This is a genomic window from Rhodococcus sp. IEGM 1307, from assembly GCF_030056915.1.
GTDB lineage: Bacteria > Actinomycetota > Actinomycetes > Mycobacteriales > Mycobacteriaceae > Rhodococcus_F > Rhodococcus_F opacus_D.
Genome location: NZ_JASHKW010000006.1, coordinates 135,898 through 153,815, shown reverse-complemented (window position 1 = coordinate 153,815; position 17,918 = coordinate 135,898). Strand labels below are relative to the sequence as shown.

Below are 17,918 nucleotides of genomic sequence, written 5' to 3'. Positions count from 1 at the left end.
ACGTCACGGCCGAGGCGTCGGAGGCCCCTCTCGGAGGCGGTAGCCTTCTCGATATGCCCGACGACGAGTTCTCCTCCCCCGCACCGGTGGGTGAGACGTTCCTCGCGCTCGGTCTCCCCGCGGTGATGACCCACGCCCTCGACCGCAGCGGCATCGGGGCGCCGTTCCCGATCCAGGCGGCCACCATTCCCGACGTCCTCGCGGGCCGCGATGTACTCGGCCGCGCGCCGACCGGGTCCGGGAAGACCCTCGCCTTCGGACTGCCGATGCTCGTGCGACTCAAGGGCGCCGCGAGCAGGCGGGGCTTCCCGCGCGGCATCGTGCTGGTGCCCACCCGTGAACTGGCGTTGCAGATCGAGCGGGCGCTGGACGAGCCGGCCCTGTCCGTGGGATTGCGGGTGGCGAACGTCGTCGGCGGGATTCCCATCAAACGTCAGGTCGAGATCCTGTCGCGGGGGGTCGACCTGCTGATCGCGACGCCGGGACGCCTCGCCGATCACGTGGCGCAGGGGTCGGTGTCCCTGGACGACGTGACCGTACTGACGCTCGACGAGGCCGACCACATGGCCGACCTGGGGTTCATGCCGCAGGTCACGACGATCCTCGACAAGACCCCGGCGCATGGTCAGCGGCTGCTGTTCTCGGCGACCCTCGACGGGGAGGTCGACACCCTCGTCCGCCGGTACCTGCGGGACCCGGTCACCCACTCGACGGCGCCGGTCACCGCGTCGGTGAGCACCATGCGCCACCACCTGCTGTTCGTCGACCGGGCCGACAAGAGATCCGTTGTGGCACATATCGGTTCACGTGCGGGGCGGACCCTCATGTTCGTGCGCACCAAGTACGGAGTGGACCGGCTCGCGCAGCAACTCCACGAGGCGGGCATCTCCGCGGGCGCCCTGCACGGCGGCAAGGCGCAGAACAACCGCACCCGCACCCTCGAATCGTTCGCCGACGGCACCACCCCGGTCCTGGTCGCCACCGACGTGGCGGCCCGCGGCATCCACGTCGACGACATCTCGCTCGTCGTCCACGTCGACCCCCCGGCCGACCCCAAGGACTACCTGCACCGCGCGGGCCGCACCGCCCGCGCCGGCGAGTCCGGCGTGGTGGTCACCCTCGTCACCGAGGACGAGCGCGCCGAGGTGGAAAAGCTGACCCGCAAGGCCGGGATCGAGGTGGACGGCGTGCGGGTGCGGCCCGGCGACACGGTGCTGGCCGAGATCACCGGCGCCCGCCGCCCCACCGGGAAGGCGGTCCCCGCGCCCGACACCCGGGCACCGGCGCAGGACACCCCGAAGAAGGGCAGGCAGGCGCACGACACCGGGGGTCGCCCGGCCCGCCGCGGCCGCCCCGGGGACGGCGGAGCACCACGGGCGGGTGCCCGACGCGGCCGGAAACCCGGACCTGCGTCAACTCCGCACGGACACCGCAACCGCGGGGCACACTGAGAGGCATGTCCCTGCCGTTCGCGTCGATCGTGTGCGCGCTGATCGCGGCGTTGCTGTTCGCGTGCGCGTCGGTCGCCCAGCAGAGCGCGGCGTCCGCGGTCCCCGAGGACGCCGCATTGATGACCACCCTGCTGCGCAGTCCCCGCTGGTGGGCCGGCTTCGTCGGGGACGGCGGCGGGTACGCGATGCAGGCGGTGGCGTTGGCGCTCGGGTCGGTGCTCGTGGTGCAGCCGCTGCTGGTGACGGCGCTGCTGTTCGCGTTGCCGTTGTCGGCGAAGTTCTCCGGGTACCGGCTCAGCCGCACCACCTGGGCCCTCGCCGTCGCGCTGGCCGTCGCGCTCGCAGTCTTCCTGGTGATCGGCGACCCCACCGAGGGCAACATCGACGCCCCGTTCCGCGAATGGGTGGTGCCGCTCGGCATCCTCCTCGCCGTGGTGGCGGTCGCGGCCGCCGCGGGGATGTCGAAGATCGACCCCGGATGGCGGGCGCTGCTGCTCGGCGGGGCCGGCGGCATCCTGTACGGGGTGGCGGTCGCGTTCACCAAATACGTCGTCGAACTCGTGCCCCACGGGCTGTGGGCGGTGCTGAGCAGCTGGCAGGCGTGGGCGCTCGTCGCCGCCGGCCTGGTCGGGGTGTATCTGCAGCAGCGCGGCTTCCAGGTGGGACCGCTGTCTGCGTCGCTGCCCGCGCTGACCATCGCCGAACCACTCGCCGCCGTGTTCCTCGGCATGACCGTCCTCGACGAGCGGCTGCGGGTGGCGGGCCCCGGACTGGTGGTGGTCGGCTGCGCGGTCGCGGTGATGCTGGTGGCCACGATCGGACTGTCCAGGTCGCAGGCCCAGCGGACATCCGACACCGCCGCAACTTCCCCGGTATCGTCCTGACATGTGCAGTTCCTCGACGGGCATCGCCCTCCCTATGACCTGACGTACGACGACGTGTTCCTGGTGCCGAACCGCACCGAGGTCACCTCGCGATTCGACGTCAACCTGGCCACCTCGGACGGGTCGGGCACCACCATTCCGATCGTCGTCGCCAACATGACGGCGGTCTCGGGACGGCGCATGGCGGAAACGGTCGCCCGCCGCGGCGGTCTGGTGGTACTCCCCCAGGACCTTCCGGCACCCGCCGTCGCGGAGACCGTGTCGTTCGTCAAGAGCAGGCACCTGGTCGCCGACACCCCGGTCACGCTCGGCCCCGACGCCGCCGTCTCCGACGCCCTGGCGCTGCTGCCGAAGCGGGCGCACGGCGCCGTGGTCGTCGTCGAGAACGACCGCCCCGTCGGCGTCGTCACCGAGGGCTCCTGCACGGACGTCGACCGGTTCGCGCGACTACGCTCGGTGGCGCTCACCGACTTCGTCACCGCCCCCGACTCCGCGTCGCCGCGGGAGGTGTTCGAACTCCTCGAGGGCAAACACGACTCCCTCGCCGTGATCGTCCACCCCGACGGCACCCTCGCCGGGGTCCTCACCCGCACCGGCGCCATCCGGGACGGCATCTACCAGCCCGCCGTCGACGGCAACGGGAAGCTGCGGGTCGCCGCGGCCGTCGGCGTCAACGGCGACGTCGCCGCGAAGGCCCGCGCCCTCGTGGACGCGGGGGCCGACCTGCTGGTCGTCGACACCGCGCACGGCCACCAGCAGAAGATGATCGACGTCCTCGGCGCACTGAAGAAGGCCGACCTCGGTGTCCCGCTGGTCGCCGGCAACGTCGTGTCCGCCGCCGGCACCCGGGACCTGATCGACGCGGGCGCCGACATCGTGAAGGTCGGGGTCGGACCGGGCGCGATGTGCACCACCCGGATGATGACCGGGGTGGGCAGGCCGCAGTTCTCCGCCGTCGAGGAATGCGCCACGCAGGCCCGCGCGATGGGCGCGCACGTGTGGGCCGACGGAGGCGTCCGTCACCCCCGCGACGTCGCCCTCGCCCTCGCCGCCGGCGCGTCGAACGTGATGATCGGGTCGTGGTTCGCGGGCACCTACGAGTCCCCCGGCGACCTGCGGGTGGACCAGTCCGGCAACGCGTACAAGGAAAGCTTCGGCATGGCCTCCAAGCGTGCGGTCGCGGCGCGCACCGCCACGGACACCGCGTTCGACCGGGCCAGGAAAGGCCTGTTCGAGGAGGGTATTTCGAGTTCCCGGATGCGCCTGGACCCGGAACGCCCCGGCGTCGAGGACCTGATCGACCACATCTGTTCGGGTGTGCGCAGCACCTGCACGTACGCGGGCGCGCGGACGCTCGCCGAACTGCACGAGCGTGCCGTTCTCGGTGTGCAGTCCGCCGCCGGGTTCGCCGAGGGCCGCCCGCTGCCGGCCGGCTGGTGACGACCGCATCCTGATGCGCCGGTGGGTGTCCTGTTCCACGGAACCGGACATCCACCGGTATCATGGGTCGCTCAACCACACCAGTTCTCGGCGCCGGACCCGTCCGGGCCGTCGAGGCCGAACGAGAGGACTCCGGTGCCCGCGGCACCCACACACGAAGCAAGCGCCCCACCCGCCGTCTCCGGGAGTGCCGTCGCCTCCTGCTCCGTGGAATCGGACTCCGATTCCGCCGGTTCGGAGGGCTCCTCTAGCGAGCCGGGTGACAAACCCGGCGACCCCCGTTCCTCAGCTCGGCGGCGATGACACATGGACATCGCGCTCAGCATTCTCGCCCTGCTCGGCTTTCTCGCCCTGACCGCGGGTACCGCGTTGTTCGTGGCGGCCGAGTTCTCCCTCACCGCCCTCGAACGCAGCACCGTCGACTCGCACGCCCGCGACGGTGACCGCCGGGCCCGGCAGGTGCAGCACGCCCACCGCACGCTGTCCTTCCAGCTGTCCGGGGCGCAGCTCGGCATCACCATCACCACGCTGATCACCGGCTACCTGTCCGAGCCGGTCCTCGCCCGGTTCATCACCCCGGTGCTGTCCGCGATCGGGTTCAGTGAATCCGCTGCCGCGGCAACGTCGTTGGTGATCGCACTCGTCCTCGCGACCTCCTTCTCGATGGTGTTCGGCGAGCTCGTGCCGAAGAACCTCGCCATCGCCCACCCCCTGCCCACGGCACGCGCGACGGCCGGCATGCAGGCGGCGTTCTCGCTCATCTTCAAGTGGGCCATCAACGGGCTCAACGGATCCGCGAACTGGCTGGTGCGACGCCTCGGCATCGAACCGGCCGAGGAACTGCGGTCGGCGCGGTCCCCGCAGGAGCTGGGATCGCTCGTGCGGACGTCCGCGCAGCGCGGCGCCATCGACAAGGGCACGGCGCTGCTGGTGAACCGCTCGTTGCGGTTCGGGGAACGCACCGCGGAGGAACTGATGACCCCGCGCGTGAAGATCGAGACCCTGTCCACCACGGACACCGTCGCCGACCTGATCGACACCGCCTCCCGCACCGGGTTCTCCCGCTTCCCCGTCGTCGACGGGGACCTGGACGACGCCGTCGGCGTCGTCCACATCAAGCATGCGTTCGCGGTGCCCGCCCACCGTCGGCGCACCGCCCGCCTCAACTCGCTGGCCCAGAAGGTCCCGGTGGTGCCCTCCAGCCTGGACGGTGACGCCCTGATGGAGCGGATCCGGTCCGACGGCATGCAGGTCGCGTTCGTCGTCGACGAATACGGCGGCACCGCCGGGATGGTCACCATGGAGGACCTGATCGAGGAGATCGTCGGCGACGTCCGCGACGAGCACGACGAGTCCGAGATCGACGTCCAGCGGGTCGGTGACGGCTGGTCCTGCTCCGGGCTCCTCCGGGTGGACGAGGTCTCCGACACCACCGGCTACACCGCACCCGAGGGTGAGTACGAAACCCTCGGCGGACTCGTCCTCACCGAACTCGGGCGGATACCCGACGAGGGCGACGAGGTGGAACTGCCACTGCCCGAGGGCGCGCACGACCCCGGCGGCCGGTGGGTCGCCACCGTCACCCACATGGACGGCCGGCGCATCGACCGGGTGCTGCTCACCCCCAAGCCCGACGAGACCGGCGACACCGACAGCGAGGAGGACGACGATGAGTGACCTTTTCGGTGTGCTGCTCACCTTCGTGCTGCTGGGAGGCAACGCCTTCTTCGTCGGCGCCGAGTTCGCGCTGATCTCGGCCCGCCGCGACCGGCTCGAGGCCCTCGAGTCGCAGGGCAAGAAACGCGCCCGCACCGTGATCACGGCGGGCGAGAACCTGTCGCTGATGCTCGCGGCCGCGCAGCTCGGCATCACCATCTGCTCGATCCTGCTCGGCAAGGTCGCCGAACCGGCGATCGCGCATCTCCTCGAGGTCCCGCTCCACGCGGTCGGCCTGCCCGCCGGGCTGCTGCACCCGGTGGCGTTCACGATCTCGCTGGCGCTGGTCGTGGTGCTGCACATCCTGCTGGGTGAAATGGTGCCGAAGAACATCGCGCTCGCGGGCCCGGAGCGGACGGCGATGCTGCTGGTCCCGGTGCATCTGCTGTTCATCAAGCTGGCCCGCCCGCTGATCTCCTTCTACAACCTGTGCGCCAACCTGACGCTGCGGTTGCTGCGGGTGGAGCCGAAGGACGAACTCGACGTCACCGTGTCGGCGGTGGAACTGTCCGAGATGATCGGCGAGTCCCGTTCCGAGGGACTGATCGACGCGGAAGAACACCGTCGGCTCACCCAGGCGCTGGAGACCACCGACCGCACGGTCAGCGAGGTGATGATCCCGCTCGACGAGGCCCGGACCATCCCCCTGTCGGAGGGCGGCACCCGGCTCGGCGCCATCGAGGAGGCCGTCGTCGAGACCGGGTACTCCCGGTACCCGGTGCGCGCCGACGACGGCTCACTGGTCGGGTACCTGCACCTCAAGGACGTGCTCGACGACATCCTCGACGAGGAGGCCGGACCCGACACCGTCATCCCGCGGTCGGACATCCGTCCGCTGCCGTGCATGTCGACCACCACCCCGCTCGCGGAGGCCCTGGCGAGTCTGCGGCGCGCCAGCTCGCACCTGGGGGCGGCGGCGGACGCGTCCGGGCAGATCGTCGGCATCGTCGCCCTCGAGGACCTCGTCGAGGAATACGTGGGCACCGTCCGCGACGGCACCCACCGCGTCAACGGCGTCAATCCGGGACAGCGAACGAGCTGATCGGATGGACGTTCTGGACGCGTCGGAGTGGATCCCTCGCCGCGACCGGCACCGGGCGAGGGTGTCCGCGCTGATCGGACCGCACCTGGAGCGCCGGGAACGCGGCGAGACCCACCCGGTGATCGACTTCCTCTTCACCTATTACAGCTATCGGCCGAATCAGCTGCTGCGCTGGCACCCCGGGTGGGGAACGGTCCTCGCCGGCGGGCAGGAGTACGCCGAACTCCGCGGGTATCACCGCACCGATGCCGGCGTCACCGTCGACCCGGAATTCCTGCAGCGCCGCTCGGACACGGTCGCCTTCACCGCACGCCTGATGGAGGCGACCGCCGGGCGTCCCACCCACCTGTCCTGCTTCGGGCTGCACGAGTGGGCGATGGTCTACCGCTCCGACGAGGTTCGGCACGGCAGCGTCCCGCTGCGGCTCGGGCCGGGCGGCACCGACTCCGTCGTGGAGTCGCTGAACCTGCGGTGCACCCATTACGACGCGTTTCGGTTCTTCACCCCCGCCGCCGAACCGCGGAACAGTGAGCCGTTGACCCGCGACGACCAGCTCGGGCGGGAACAGCCCGGGTGCCTGCACGCGTCCATGGATTTGTACAAGTTCTGCTACAAACTGGCGCCGATGATCGACTCGGACCTGACCGTCGACTGCTTCGAGCTGGCGCTCGCCGCACGGGAACTCGACATGCGGGCCAGCCCGTACGACCTCACCGCCTACGGGTACACCCCGATCCCGATCGAGACCCCGCACGGCCGCGCCGAGTACGTCCGGGAGCAGTCGGCGCTGGCCGACCGCGCCGCACCGCTTCGTGCCGCGTTGCGCGACCGGTGCAACCGGTTGCTCGCTACCGTGAGCCCATGACTCTCACGGGTTACGACCGCGACTGTGCCGAGATCGTCACGCCGACCGCACTGCCGGCCGCCACCATCGATGGCGCGGACATGACGGTGCCGGTGCCGGGATGATCCCCACCGTGATCGACTACGGCGACCCCGGCGACTACCTGGCGGCCCGCCTCCCCGTGCTCTCGTTGGCGGCGGGTTCGGTGGCGGCGCTCACCGGCGCCGTCGACCGGTTCGACAGCGCGCACGGCCGTGACCCCCGGTCGCGGCGGCTCGATCCCGAGCGGATCGCCGCCTCGTTCGCGAGCGACCGGCTGCTGCGGGTCTCGGGGGCCCCGGTGTCCGGTTTCGCGGAGCTGTCGGGGTTTTTTGCGGCGTCGGACGGCTGGGTGCGGACCCACGCCAACTACCCGCATCACCGCACGAGACTGCTGGCGGCACTCGACCTCTCGGACGACGCCGGCCGCGACGCGGTGGCCGCCCGGATCGGGCGCCTGACCGCCGCCGACGTCGAGGACCGTGCCGCCGCGGCGCAGGCCGTCGCCGTGCGCGTGCGGACCGCGGCGGAGTGGGCGGCGAGCGCGCAGGGTGCGGCCGCGGCGTCCGGCGACCTCGTGTCCACCGTCGTGCACGCCGAGAGCTGCCGTCCGCGAACACAGCACCGCTCTCACCGGGAACCCGACCGGGGGCCGTTGGCGGGGGTGAAGGTCCTCGACCTGACCCGGGTGATCGCCGGCCCCGTCGCCACCCGCACGCTGGCGCTGCTCGGCGCCGACGTGCTGCGGATCGATCCGCCGTCGATTCCCGAGATCGTCGTGCAGCACCTCGACACCGGGCAGGGCAAGCGGACCGCGCTGCTCGATGTGCGGTCCGCGGACGGCAAGCTTGTGTGGGACAGCCTGCTCGCCGAGGCCGATGTCGTCGTCACCGGGTACCGTCCGGGCGCGCTGGACGGGCTGCTCGACGACGCCCCCGACCATCTGGTGCGGGGACGGGTGTGCGCGTGGGGCGGCTCCGGACCGTGGGCGGACCGCCGCGGCTTCGACAGCATCGTCCAGGCGGCGTCGGGGATCGCGACGATCGAGGGCGGCGATAACACCCCGGGCGCGCTGCCCGCGCAGGCACTCGATCACGCCACCGGTTATCTGCTCGCCGCCGGCGTCGTCGACGCCCTCGCCGCGACGCACGTCGATGGACGCGGCCGCTCGGTCGACGTGTCCCTCGCCCGTACCGGCGCGTGGCTGCTGACCGCGGACGGCCGATCCGAGGACCCGCTGCCGCCCGCGGTGCCCGGGCCCCGGTGCCTCACCGCGCACGGCGACCTGGTGACCGCCCGTCCCGCCCTGGCCGAATTCGACGACTACCCGTTCCCGGCCCGGCCCTGGGGCGGCGACGCCCCCTCCTGGTCCGGGGTCAGCCCATCGCCGTGAACCGTGCGCTCGGTTCCCCGCTCAGATGTCCCGGCGGCAACCGGCGACCGCACAGCACGAGGAGCAGGTCCTGGGCGGAACCGCGCAGCGGCGCACCCGCACCGAAGGTCCAGGGGTGATCGTCCGCGGTCAGCTGCACTCCCGTCAGGTCGGTGCCGAAGTACTTGACGTGCTTCGGGCCGACGCCGCCGAGGACCCGGTCGAGGCGGTCGTCCGGGACCCGCCTGCCCAGGCCGAGCGCCACCGACACGTCGAGACCGTGGATGACGTCGTGGGACAGTGCCCCCTCGAAGCCGCCGCCCGGCGGCTTCCACGGGTGCGCGACGTTCTCCTCCAGCGTGTGCAGCAGCGCGTCGGCGGTCAGGGTCCGTGCGTCCTCGCGGGCCTGCGTGTCCGACATCCGGTTGAAGTTGCCGCGCGCCTTCACCATCTTCAGCAGGATCCGCGGCGTCGACAGGCGGTACGGCATGGTGATGTGCGCGATCACCTCCCGGCTGCGCCACCCCGTGCACAGCGACGGCGCGTCCCATTGCTCCGGCGTCAGTCCCGCCAGCATCGACGCCAGGTCGCGCCGCTCCCCTGCGACCCAGTCCGGTGCCGTGTCCCGTGTCATGTCCGTCTCCTCCGGTCGCCGTGTCGTGCCCTACGTAGGCAGACCGTGCCCGCCGGCGAAACTCATCGCGCGGCCGTGAAGAATGGTCGGGTGAGCACACACGACTACACGCTGACGGTCACCTGGACCGGGAACCGCGGAGACGGCACCACCCGACCGGACGCCTACGACCGGGACCACGTGGTGTCGGCGCCCGGCAAACCCGATCTGCCGGGCAGCGCGGACCCGTCGTTCCGCGGCGACGCCACCCGCTGGAACCCCGAGGAGTTGCTGGTCGCCGCATTGTCGCAGTGCCACATGCTCTGGTATCTGGGCCTGGCCGCCGCGGCCGGTGTGGTCGTCGTCGACTACCGCGACGAGCCGACCGGGACCATGTCCGAACACCCCGGCGGTGCAGGCGAATTCACCGAGGTCGTGCTGGCGCCCGTCGTGACCGTCGCCGACGGGTCGATGGCCGCGCGCGCCGAACAGCTGCACACCCGCGCACACGAGAAGTGTTTCATCGCCCGGTCGGTCAACTTCACGGTCCGGCACCGTCCCGCGGTGCGCGTCGCATGAGCGCCCCGGCCCACCGGCTGATCGTGGACGTCGACACCGGCATCGACGACTCCCTCGCCCTGCTGTACCTGCTGGCCAGCCCGGAGGCCGAGATCGCCGGCATCGCCAGCACCGCCGGCAACGTGCCCGTCGAGCAGGTCGCGGCGAACAACCTGAACTGGCTCGCCCTGTGCGGCGCACCCGACATCGAGGTGGCGCTCGGCGCCCGGGTGCCGCTGGACTGCACGCTGCGCACCACCGAGGACACGCACGGACCCCAGGGCATCGGGTACGCCGTCCTCCCCCCGTCCGGGCGGTCGCTGTCGGAGCGGGACGCCACCACCCTGTGGGTCGACCTGGTCCGCGCCCACCCCGGCGAGCTGACCGGGCTGGTGACGGGACCGCTGACGAACCTGGCCCTCGCGATCCGCGAGGAACCCGCGCTGCCCCGGTTGCTGCGGCGCCTGGTCGTGATGGGCGGGGCGTTCAACCACCCCGGCAACACCACCCCCACCAGTGAATGGAACGTGTCGGTGGATCCGGAGGCCGCCAAGGAGGTGTTCGACGCGTTCTCCGGGCTGCCGGCGGGCAGGCGCCCGATCCTGTGCGGACTGGACGTCACCGAAACGATCGAGATGACACCGGACCACGTCCGGCGGCTGGCGGAGGCGGCGGGCAGCACACCCGCCGAGATCATCTCCCCCGACGACGGACCGCAGGTGCGCTCGACCGCGTCCAACCCGGTGATCCGGCACCTGTCCGACGCCATCCGCTTCTACATGGACTTTCACCGCACCCACGACCAGGGTTTCCTGGCGCACATGCACGACCCGTTCGCGGCGGCGGTGGCGTTGAACCCGGCGATCACAAGGACCCGTCCGGCCACCGTCGACGTCGAACTGCACGGCCGGCTCACCCGGGGCACCACGGTCGCCGACTGGGTGGGGCACTGGAACCGGGAACCCAACGTCGACATCGCGGTGCGCACCGACCCGGCCGCGTTCTTCGACGATCTCGTCGACCGGGTCGGGCGCTTCGCGAAATCAGTCGGCTGACGCGTCCGGGCCGTCGAACGCGTCGAGGATCTCGGCGGCGGCCAGCGCCGCCGTCAGGGAACCGTCCCGCACCCGCTGTTCGACCTCGCCGCGGATCGCCTTGACCCGGGTGTTGGACGCGAGCCGGCGCAGCAGCTGATCGTGGACCATCGTCCACGTCCAGTCCACCTGCTGGCGGCGCCGGTTCTCCTCGAACTGCCCGGCCGCGGTCAGCACCTCACGATGCCGGCAGACGGTGTCCCAGAAGTCCTCGAGACCGACGCCCTCGAGGCCGCTCATCGTGATCACCGGCGGCGTCCAGACGGCGTCGTGCGGGTAGATCAGCCGCAGCGCACCCGCGAGTTCCCGGGCGGCGCCCTTCGCCTCCCGCTCGTGCTTGCCGTCCGCCTTGTTCACGGCGACGAGGTCGGCGAGTTCGAGGACACCCTTCTTGATGCCCTGCAACTGGTCGCCGGTGCGGGCCAGGGTGAGGAAGCAGAAGCAGTCCACCATGTTCGCGACCGTCACCTCGGACTGCCCGACACCCACCGTCTCGACGAGGATCACGTCGAATCCGGCGGCCTCGAGCAGCACGATCGTCTCGCGGGTCGCCTTCGCGACCCCGCCGAGGGTGCCCGACGTCGGCGACGGCCGGATGTAGGCGTCCTTCTCGACGGTCAGTCGCGCCATCCGCGTCTTGTCGCCGAGGATCGACCCACCCGTGCGCGTCGACGACGGGTCGACGGCCAGGACCGCCACCCGGTGCCCCTTGCCGATCAGGTGCATCCCGAGCGCGTCGATGAACGTGGACTTCCCGACGCCGGGCACACCGGTAATACCCACCCGGTGCGCCTTCCCCGACTCCGGCAGCAGCTCGAGCAGCAGCCGCTGCGCCGCCTCACGGTGATCGGTCCGGGTGGACTCGACCAGGGTGATGGCCTTCGCCAGGCCGGCGCGCTGATTGGCGCGCACGGCCTGGGCGAGGGCATCGATGTCGACTGGAGGGCGCCCCATGCTATTCCGGGGTGCCCGTCAGGTCGTGGCCGAGCTGCGCGGCCAGCTTCTCGAGCAGACCGCTGGCGGCGTCCGCGATGACCGTCCCGGGCGGGAAGATCGCGGCGGCACCCGCCTCGTACAGTTCGGCGAAGTCGCCGGGCGGGATGACGCCGCCGACCACGATCATGATGTCGGGACGTCCCACCGCCGCGAGGGCTTCCCGGAGCGCAGGCACCAGCGTGAGGTGGCCTGCAGCCAACGACGACACACCGACCACGTGGACGTCGTTGTCGGCCGCCTGGTTGGCGACCTCTTCCGGGGTCTGGAACAGCGGTCCCACGTCCACGTCGAATCCGATGTCCGCGAAGGCCGTGGCGATCACCTTCTGCCCGCGGTCGTGGCCGTCCTGCCCCATCTTGGCGATGAGGACACGGGGACGCCGACCCTCCTCCTCCACGAACTTCTCGACGAGTTCCGTTGCCTTGCTGATGTTGTCGACCTTTCCGGCCTCGTCCCGGTACACCCCGCTGATGGTCCGGATCTCGGCCTGGTGACGCCCGTACACCTTCTCGAGCGCCTCGGAGATCTCCCCGACCGTCGCCTTCGCGCGGGCCGCATCGATCGCCAGGGCCAGCAGGTTGTTCTCCATCGAGACATGACCCGTCGCTTCGCTCGCCCCGGCCTCGGTGGTGGCCGCGGCGCGGCTCAGCTCGGCGAGCGCCGCCTCGACGGCGTCCGAGTCGCGGTCGGCGCGCAGCCGGTCCAGCTTCTCGAGCTGCTCCTTGCGGACCCGCGAGTTCTCGACCTTGAGGACCTCGATCTCGTCGGCCTCGTCCGGCACGTACTTGTTGACGCCGACCAGCGGCTGCCTGCCGGAGTCGATGCGGGCCTGCGTGCGGGCCGCGGCCTCCTCGATGCGCAGCTTCGGGATGCCCTCGCTGATCGCCTGCGCCATGCCGCCGGCCTCTTCGACCTCGGCGATGTGTGCGCGGGCCCGGTTGGCCAGCTGGTGGGTGAGCCACTCGACGTAGTGCGATCCGCCCCAGGGGTCGATGGGACGGACGGTCCCCGACTCCTGCTGCAGCAGCAGCTGGGTGTTGCGGGCGATGCGGGCGGAGAAGTCCGTCGGCAGGGCGAGGGCCTCGTCGAGCGCGTTGGTGTGCAGCGACTGGGTGTGCCCCTGCGTCGCCGCCATCGCCTCGACGCACGTGCGGGCCACGTTGTTGTAGACGTCCTGCGCGGTCAGCGACCAGCCCGACGTCTGCGAGTGGGTGCGCAGCGACAGCGATTTCGCGGACTTCGGCTCGAACTTCGCGACCAGTTCACTCCACAGCAGGCGACCCGCCCGCAGCTTCGCGACCTCCATGAAGAAGTTCATGCCGATCGCCCAGAAGAACGACAACCGGGGCGCGAACTTGTCGATCTCCATGCCGGCGTCGAGGCCGGCGCGGATGTACTCCACACCGTCCGCGAGGGTGTACGCCAGCTCCAGGTCGGCGGTGGCCCCGGCCTCCTGGATGTGGTACCCGGAGATGGAGATCGAGTTGAACTTCGGCATCTTCGCGCTGGTGTACGCGAAGATGTCGGAGATGATCCGCATCGACGGCTTCGGCGGATAGATGTAGGTGTTGCGGACCATGAACTCCTTCAGAATGTCGTTCTGAATGGTTCCGGCCAGCTGCTCCGGGGCGACACCCTGCTCCTCGGCGGCCACGACGTACAGCGCGAGGATCGGCAGCACCGCACCGTTCATGGTCATCGAGACGCTGACGCTGTCGAGCGGGATGTGGTCGAACAGCTGACGCATGTCCAGGATCGAGTCGATCGCCACCCCGGCCATGCCCACGTCACCCTGCACCCGCGGATGGTCGGAGTCGTAGCCGCGGTGCGTCGCCAGGTCGAACGCCACCGACAGACCCTTCTGCCCGGCCGCGAGGTTGCGGCGGTAGAAGGCGTTGGATTCGGCGGCGGTGGAGAAGCCCGCGTACTGCCGGATCGTCCACGGCTGGTTGACGTACATGGTGGGGTACGGGCCGCGCAGGAACGGTGCGGCGCCCGGGAAACTGCCCACCGGGTAGCCCTCGGCCTCGGCGGCGTCGCGGTCGGCCTTGGTGAAGACCGGTTTGACGTCGATGCCCTCGGGGGTGGACCACACCACCTGTTCGGGGCTGTAGTGGTTGGCGGCCGCGGCGGATGCGATCAGCTCGTCCGTCTGCTCCGGCGTGGGGGCGGACGGCTGCGGAAACTGCGGATCTTCCAGTGGCACTTCGGCGAAGCTGCCGATCGCGTGCTTGACCTCGCGAGTAGTCACTTCTTGCTCCCTGTGTCGCCCGAGGAGTCGCTCGAGCTCTCGATGGTGTCGAGCAGGCCGGACAGGACCGAGACTGCGTCGATACGGGCGGTGACGAATCCGTCGGGCCGGGCGGAGCCGTCCGCGTCGGCGACGACCTTCTCCGGGCCGGCGAGCAGCACGGTGCCGACACCGGCCGCGCGCAGTTCCTCCACCGCGGCGGTGGCTTCGGCGGCGTACCGCTTGTCGGTACCGCAGATCACCGCGATCCCGGCGCCGGAGTCCTTCGCGGCGGCGGCGATGCTGCCGTCACCGACCGCGAGCGGACCGGGGTTGCGGGCCTCGATGCCGCCCGACGCCAGCAGGTTCGCGGCGAAAGTGGTCCGCACGTTGTGCTCGGCGACGGGGCCGAGCGGGGCCAGGAACACGGCGGGTCGCGCACCGTGCGCCGCCAGGTAGGCGTCGGAGCGGTCCCGCAACGCCTCGAACGCGGCGGCGTACCGGGCGACGCTGCCGGTCTCGGCGGCGCCCGCGGGCAGCGGTGCTTCCGCGAGGTTCGGGAACTCGTTGACGCCGGTGACGGTGGTCTTGCGGTGCGCGATGTCCGAATCACGCTGGGCGCGGGTGGCCGCGATGCGTTCGGAGATCAGGCCGGCGTCGAGCGCGGCGAGGTAGCCGCCTGCCGCCTCGATCTGCTGGAAGAACTCCCACGCCTTGGCCGCCACCTGCTGGGTGAGGTCCTCGACGTACCACGACCCGGACGCCGGGTCGAGCACCCGGCCGAGGTGCGATTCCTCGAGCAGCAGCAGTTGGGTGTTGCGGGCGATGCGGGCGGCGAAGGTCTTCGACACACCCAGCGCCCCGGCGGGCAGTGCGGCGTCGAACGGCAGCACCGTGACGGCGTCCGCGCCGCCGACGCCGGCACCGAACGCGGCGAGCGTCGTGCGGAGCATGTTCACCCACGGATCGCGTTGCGCCATCATCGCGGCCGAGGTGACCGCGTGCTGGGGGGCGCCGCCGAAGTCGGACGCGCCGCAGACCTGGGCGATCCGCGCCCACACCAGCCGCGCCGCCCGGAACTTGGCGATGGTCTGGAACTGGTCGTCGGTGGCCGAGAACCGGAAGCCGAGCTGCCCGAGCGCCTGCCCGATGGTCAGGCCGCTCTCGGTGAGCGCCCGCAGGTATTCGAGGCCCGCCGCGATCGCCGCGCCGAGTTCCTCGGCGTCGGACGCGCCGGCGTTGTGAAATGCGGTGCCGTCCACGGCGATTGCCCGCACACTCTCCGAGCGCGCCGCGGACTCGGCCGCGAGGGCCACCGCGTCGCCGAGTGCCACGTCGGCGGCACCGGAGAACGCGCTCGTGAGCGGGGCGGTCCCGAGGTCGACGCGGACCGCGGTGCGGTCGGTGACCCCGTCCCCCGCCGCGGCGCGCGCGTCGAGCAGCGCGAACAGTGCCCGCGCCGCGAGCGGTGCGTCCGTTCCGGCGTCGAGGGTGAGCGGGGCCAGGTCGAGGAGCACCCCGTCGAGCGCCGTCTCCAGCGACCGGACCGGAAGGTCGGCGCCGCCGACGGCGAGCCACAGCGCGCTGACACCGTTCTCCAGGGAGTCGAGGACGGCACGGTTGACGTCCGCCGCGTCCGCGCCCTCGCCGAAGCGGGCGCTGACCAGCCAGCCCGCGTTCACGTCCCGGGTGGCGTCCGCGCCGCGCACGTAGGGGAAGGTGCCGGGCAGGGGCTGCTCCGGACGCTCGTCGCGCGGGCTGTACAGCGGCGCGACGGTGACCCCGTCGTAGGTGACGGTCTCGAGGAGCTTCTGGGGTTCCGGACCGAGTTCCGCGGCGTCGATCCGACGCGACTTCGCGAGGACTCCGGCCACGGAGTGCTGCCAGTCGGCGTACGCCCGCGCAGCTTCCTCGGCTTCTGAAGCTAATGACACGGTGTCGGCTTCCTCTCCCTGATGAGCGATCGATCAATACATTGTGTGACTGTGATGCTAGCCGCAGTTCGGCGACCCCTATCGTGAGGATCACCACACGATGCATAACCTCAGGTCATGAGCATTGCGCAGGAACCGGTGGTCACCGATCGCACCGCCACGCAGCGGTTGTTCGGTCTCGGCGCGCCGACCCGGGACGTCGACGACCGCGGCGAACCACTCAATCGTATGAGCATGGACATCGGTGCGCTCGCCTCGAACACCGCCCGCACCCCCTACGGCGGTGTCCTCGCCGTGCTGCTCGACGATCTCCTCGGATTCACCGTGTGGGACCGGCGCGGAGCACGCGACGGCCTGGTCACGGCCGAATTGTCGGTGGACGTTCTCACACCCCGGCGGTGGCAGGGTCCGACGCTGCGGGCGGAGAGCCGGCTCCTCGCGCTCACCGCCGACGGCGGCACCTCGACCGCCCGCGTCCACGACTCGGCGGGCACCCTCATCGCCACCGGCACCCTGTGGGGCAACTTCGTGGACCTGCCGGCACCGGCGGCGGCCGGGTCGGCCCTGCCCGACTTCCCGGAGCCGGGGGTCGCGCCGCTCGACTGGATCGGCGGGCGGATCGAGGACGGACCCGGCGCCCGGATCGTGGTGCCGGCCAATCCGCTGATCGCGAACAAACTCGGGTTCATGCACGGCGGCGTCCAGGCATGCGCGATGGACCTCGCGGCGAACGCGGCCCTGAGCCGGGCCGGCGCGGACATGGACACGGCGTCCGCGCGGATCAACTACTTCCGCCCGATTCCTCTCGACCGCGACACGACGTTCACCGCGGACGTGGTCAGGGCGGGCCGCTCGGTGGCGGTGGCCCGGGTGGCCGGGACGTCGGGCGGGCGGATCTGCGTCGAGGCGACCGTGACGGGTCGCCGCCGCCCGTCCTGACCCGCCGCTCGCGGCGCCCCGCACCGGTCACCCGGGTAGCCTGGTGCCCTGTGAAGAGACGCCTCGGGGACCGCAGGGTGATCGGCGTCGCAGTACTGGCAGTCGCGCTGGTCGTCGTGGCGCTGCTGGCCCCGCACCCGTCCGTGCTGCAGGTGCGGGAATGGGCGCGATCCGTCGGGCCGGCTTTTCCGCTCGTCTTCTTCGCCGTGCACGCGGTGGTGACGGTGTTCCCGTTCCCCCGCACGGTGTTCACGCTGAGTGCCGGCCTGCTGTTCGGTGCGTGGCTGGGCATCGCGATCGCGGTACTGGCGTCGACGGTCAGTGCCGTACTCGCCCTCTACCTGGTGCGCGCCGTCGGCCGGGACGTGGTGTGGCAGCGGATCTCCAATCCGACGATCCGCCGGGTGGACGAGCGGATCGCCCGGCGCGGTTGGCTCGCCGTCGGGTCGCTGCGCCTGATCGCGTTCGTCCCGTTCTCGGTGGTGAACTACTGCGCCGGGGTGTCCTCGATCCGGTTGGTCCCGTACGTGCTGGCCACCGTGGTCGGTGTGCTGCCGGGGACCGTCGGCATCGTCGTTCTCGGCGACGCCCTCACCGGGGAGACGAATCCGGGCCTTCTCGTGCTGTCCGCGGTGTGCATCGTCGTCGGAATCGCCGGGCTGGTGGTCGATTCCCGGCGGCCGCTGGACGGTTCCGGCGACGCGATGCCGGACGTGGCCGTCGACCGCCCCGCCGAGGACGAGTCAATCGCGCAGCCTTGAACCAG

The 17,918-nt window shown here is 71.3% G+C and carries 15 protein-coding genes; 11 read left to right on the top strand and 4 right to left on the bottom strand.

All coding sequences use genetic code 11. The features are described 5' to 3' along the window. Positions 1–53 precede the first annotated feature (53 nt). The 7 genes from QM841_RS13610 (at position 54) to QM841_RS13580 (ending at position 8,809) form a co-directional block, all read left to right on the top strand. A complete protein-coding gene (locus tag QM841_RS13610) occupies positions 54–1,451 on the top strand; it encodes a DEAD/DEAH box helicase (RefSeq protein ID WP_280784525.1) in 1,398 nt (465 codons plus the stop codon). A 5-nt stretch (positions 1,452–1,456) separates the two neighbouring features. After that, a complete protein-coding gene (locus QM841_RS13605; RefSeq protein ID WP_283332382.1) occupies positions 1,457–2,335 on the top strand; it encodes a DMT family transporter in 879 nt (292 codons plus the stop codon). Positions 2,336–2,338: 3 nt separating this feature from the next. Beyond that, a complete protein-coding gene (gene guaB1 / locus QM841_RS13600) occupies positions 2,339–3,775 on the top strand; it encodes a GMP reductase (RefSeq protein ID WP_283332381.1) in 1,437 nt (478 codons plus the stop codon). Between the two features lie 306 nt (positions 3,776–4,081). Continuing rightward, positions 4,082–5,452, top strand: a complete 1,371-nt coding sequence (locus QM841_RS13595; RefSeq protein WP_005566225.1) for a hemolysin family protein — start codon at positions 4,082–4,084, stop codon at positions 5,450–5,452. Then, entirely contained in the window at positions 5,445–6,533 is a 1,089-nt protein-coding gene (locus QM841_RS13590) for a hemolysin family protein (protein WP_283332380.1), read from the top strand. Before QM841_RS13595 ends, QM841_RS13590 begins: the two co-directional genes overlap by 8 nt. 4 nt (positions 6,534–6,537) lie before the next feature. Next, on the top strand, positions 6,538–7,398 hold the full coding sequence (locus QM841_RS13585) for a 3-methyladenine DNA glycosylase (protein ID WP_280784529.1): 861 nt from the start codon (positions 6,538–6,540) through the stop codon (positions 7,396–7,398). A gap of 100 nt (positions 7,399–7,498) precedes the next feature. Continuing rightward, positions 7,499–8,809, top strand: coding sequence for a CoA transferase (locus QM841_RS13580; protein WP_283332379.1), 1,311 nt, complete (start codon positions 7,499–7,501; stop codon positions 8,807–8,809). Here the strand turns inward: QM841_RS13580 and QM841_RS13575 are convergent. Further along, positions 8,793–9,422, bottom strand: coding sequence for a maleylpyruvate isomerase family mycothiol-dependent enzyme (locus tag QM841_RS13575; protein WP_283332378.1), 630 nt, complete (start codon positions 9,420–9,422; stop codon positions 8,793–8,795). The genes QM841_RS13580 and QM841_RS13575 overlap by 17 nt on opposite strands. Before the next feature lie 90 nt (positions 9,423–9,512). Here QM841_RS13575 and QM841_RS13570 point away from each other — a divergent pair, with 90 nt between their 5' ends. Together QM841_RS13570 and QM841_RS13565 are read left to right on the top strand one after the other, a co-directional pair. Further along, positions 9,513–9,980, top strand: a complete 468-nt coding sequence (locus QM841_RS13570) for an OsmC family protein (protein WP_280784532.1) — start codon at positions 9,513–9,515, stop codon at positions 9,978–9,980. Then, on the top strand, positions 9,977–11,014 hold the full coding sequence (locus QM841_RS13565) for a nucleoside hydrolase (RefSeq protein WP_283332377.1): 1,038 nt from the start codon (positions 9,977–9,979) through the stop codon (positions 11,012–11,014). Before QM841_RS13570 ends, QM841_RS13565 begins: the two co-directional genes overlap by 4 nt. On the opposite strand, the gene meaB is transcribed toward QM841_RS13565, so the two are convergent. The 3 genes from meaB to mutA are packed head-to-tail and all read right to left on the bottom strand — an operon-like array spanning position 11,003 to position 16,213. Continuing rightward, positions 11,003–12,007, bottom strand: coding sequence for a methylmalonyl Co-A mutase-associated GTPase MeaB (gene meaB / locus QM841_RS13560; RefSeq protein ID WP_280784534.1), 1,005 nt, complete (start codon positions 12,005–12,007; stop codon positions 11,003–11,005). The genes QM841_RS13565 and meaB overlap by 12 nt on opposite strands. Before the next feature lies 1 nt (position 12,008). Further along, positions 12,009–14,300 carry a methylmalonyl-CoA mutase gene (gene scpA / locus QM841_RS13555; RefSeq protein WP_283332376.1) on the bottom strand — a complete coding sequence of 764 codons (2,292 nt, stop codon included), beginning with the start codon at positions 14,298–14,300 and terminating at the stop codon, positions 12,009–12,011. Further along, complete coding sequence (mutA, locus tag QM841_RS13550) at positions 14,297–16,213, bottom strand: methylmalonyl-CoA mutase small subunit (RefSeq protein WP_283332375.1); 1,917 nt, start codon at positions 16,211–16,213, stop codon at positions 14,297–14,299. The genes scpA and mutA overlap by 4 nt, the downstream gene beginning before the upstream one ends. 117 nt (positions 16,214–16,330) lie before the next feature. On the opposite strand from mutA, the gene QM841_RS13545 reads away from it, so the two are divergent. Continuing rightward, positions 16,331–17,152 (top strand): PaaI family thioesterase, encoded by an 822-nt coding sequence (locus QM841_RS13545; RefSeq protein WP_283332374.1) that lies wholly within the window; start codon positions 16,331–16,333, stop codon positions 17,150–17,152. Positions 17,153–17,202: 50 nt separating this feature from the next. Next, positions 17,203–17,913 (top strand): TVP38/TMEM64 family protein, encoded by a 711-nt coding sequence (locus QM841_RS13540; protein WP_283332373.1) that lies wholly within the window; start codon positions 17,203–17,205, stop codon positions 17,911–17,913. The last annotated feature ends 5 nt before the right edge of the window (positions 17,914–17,918 follow it).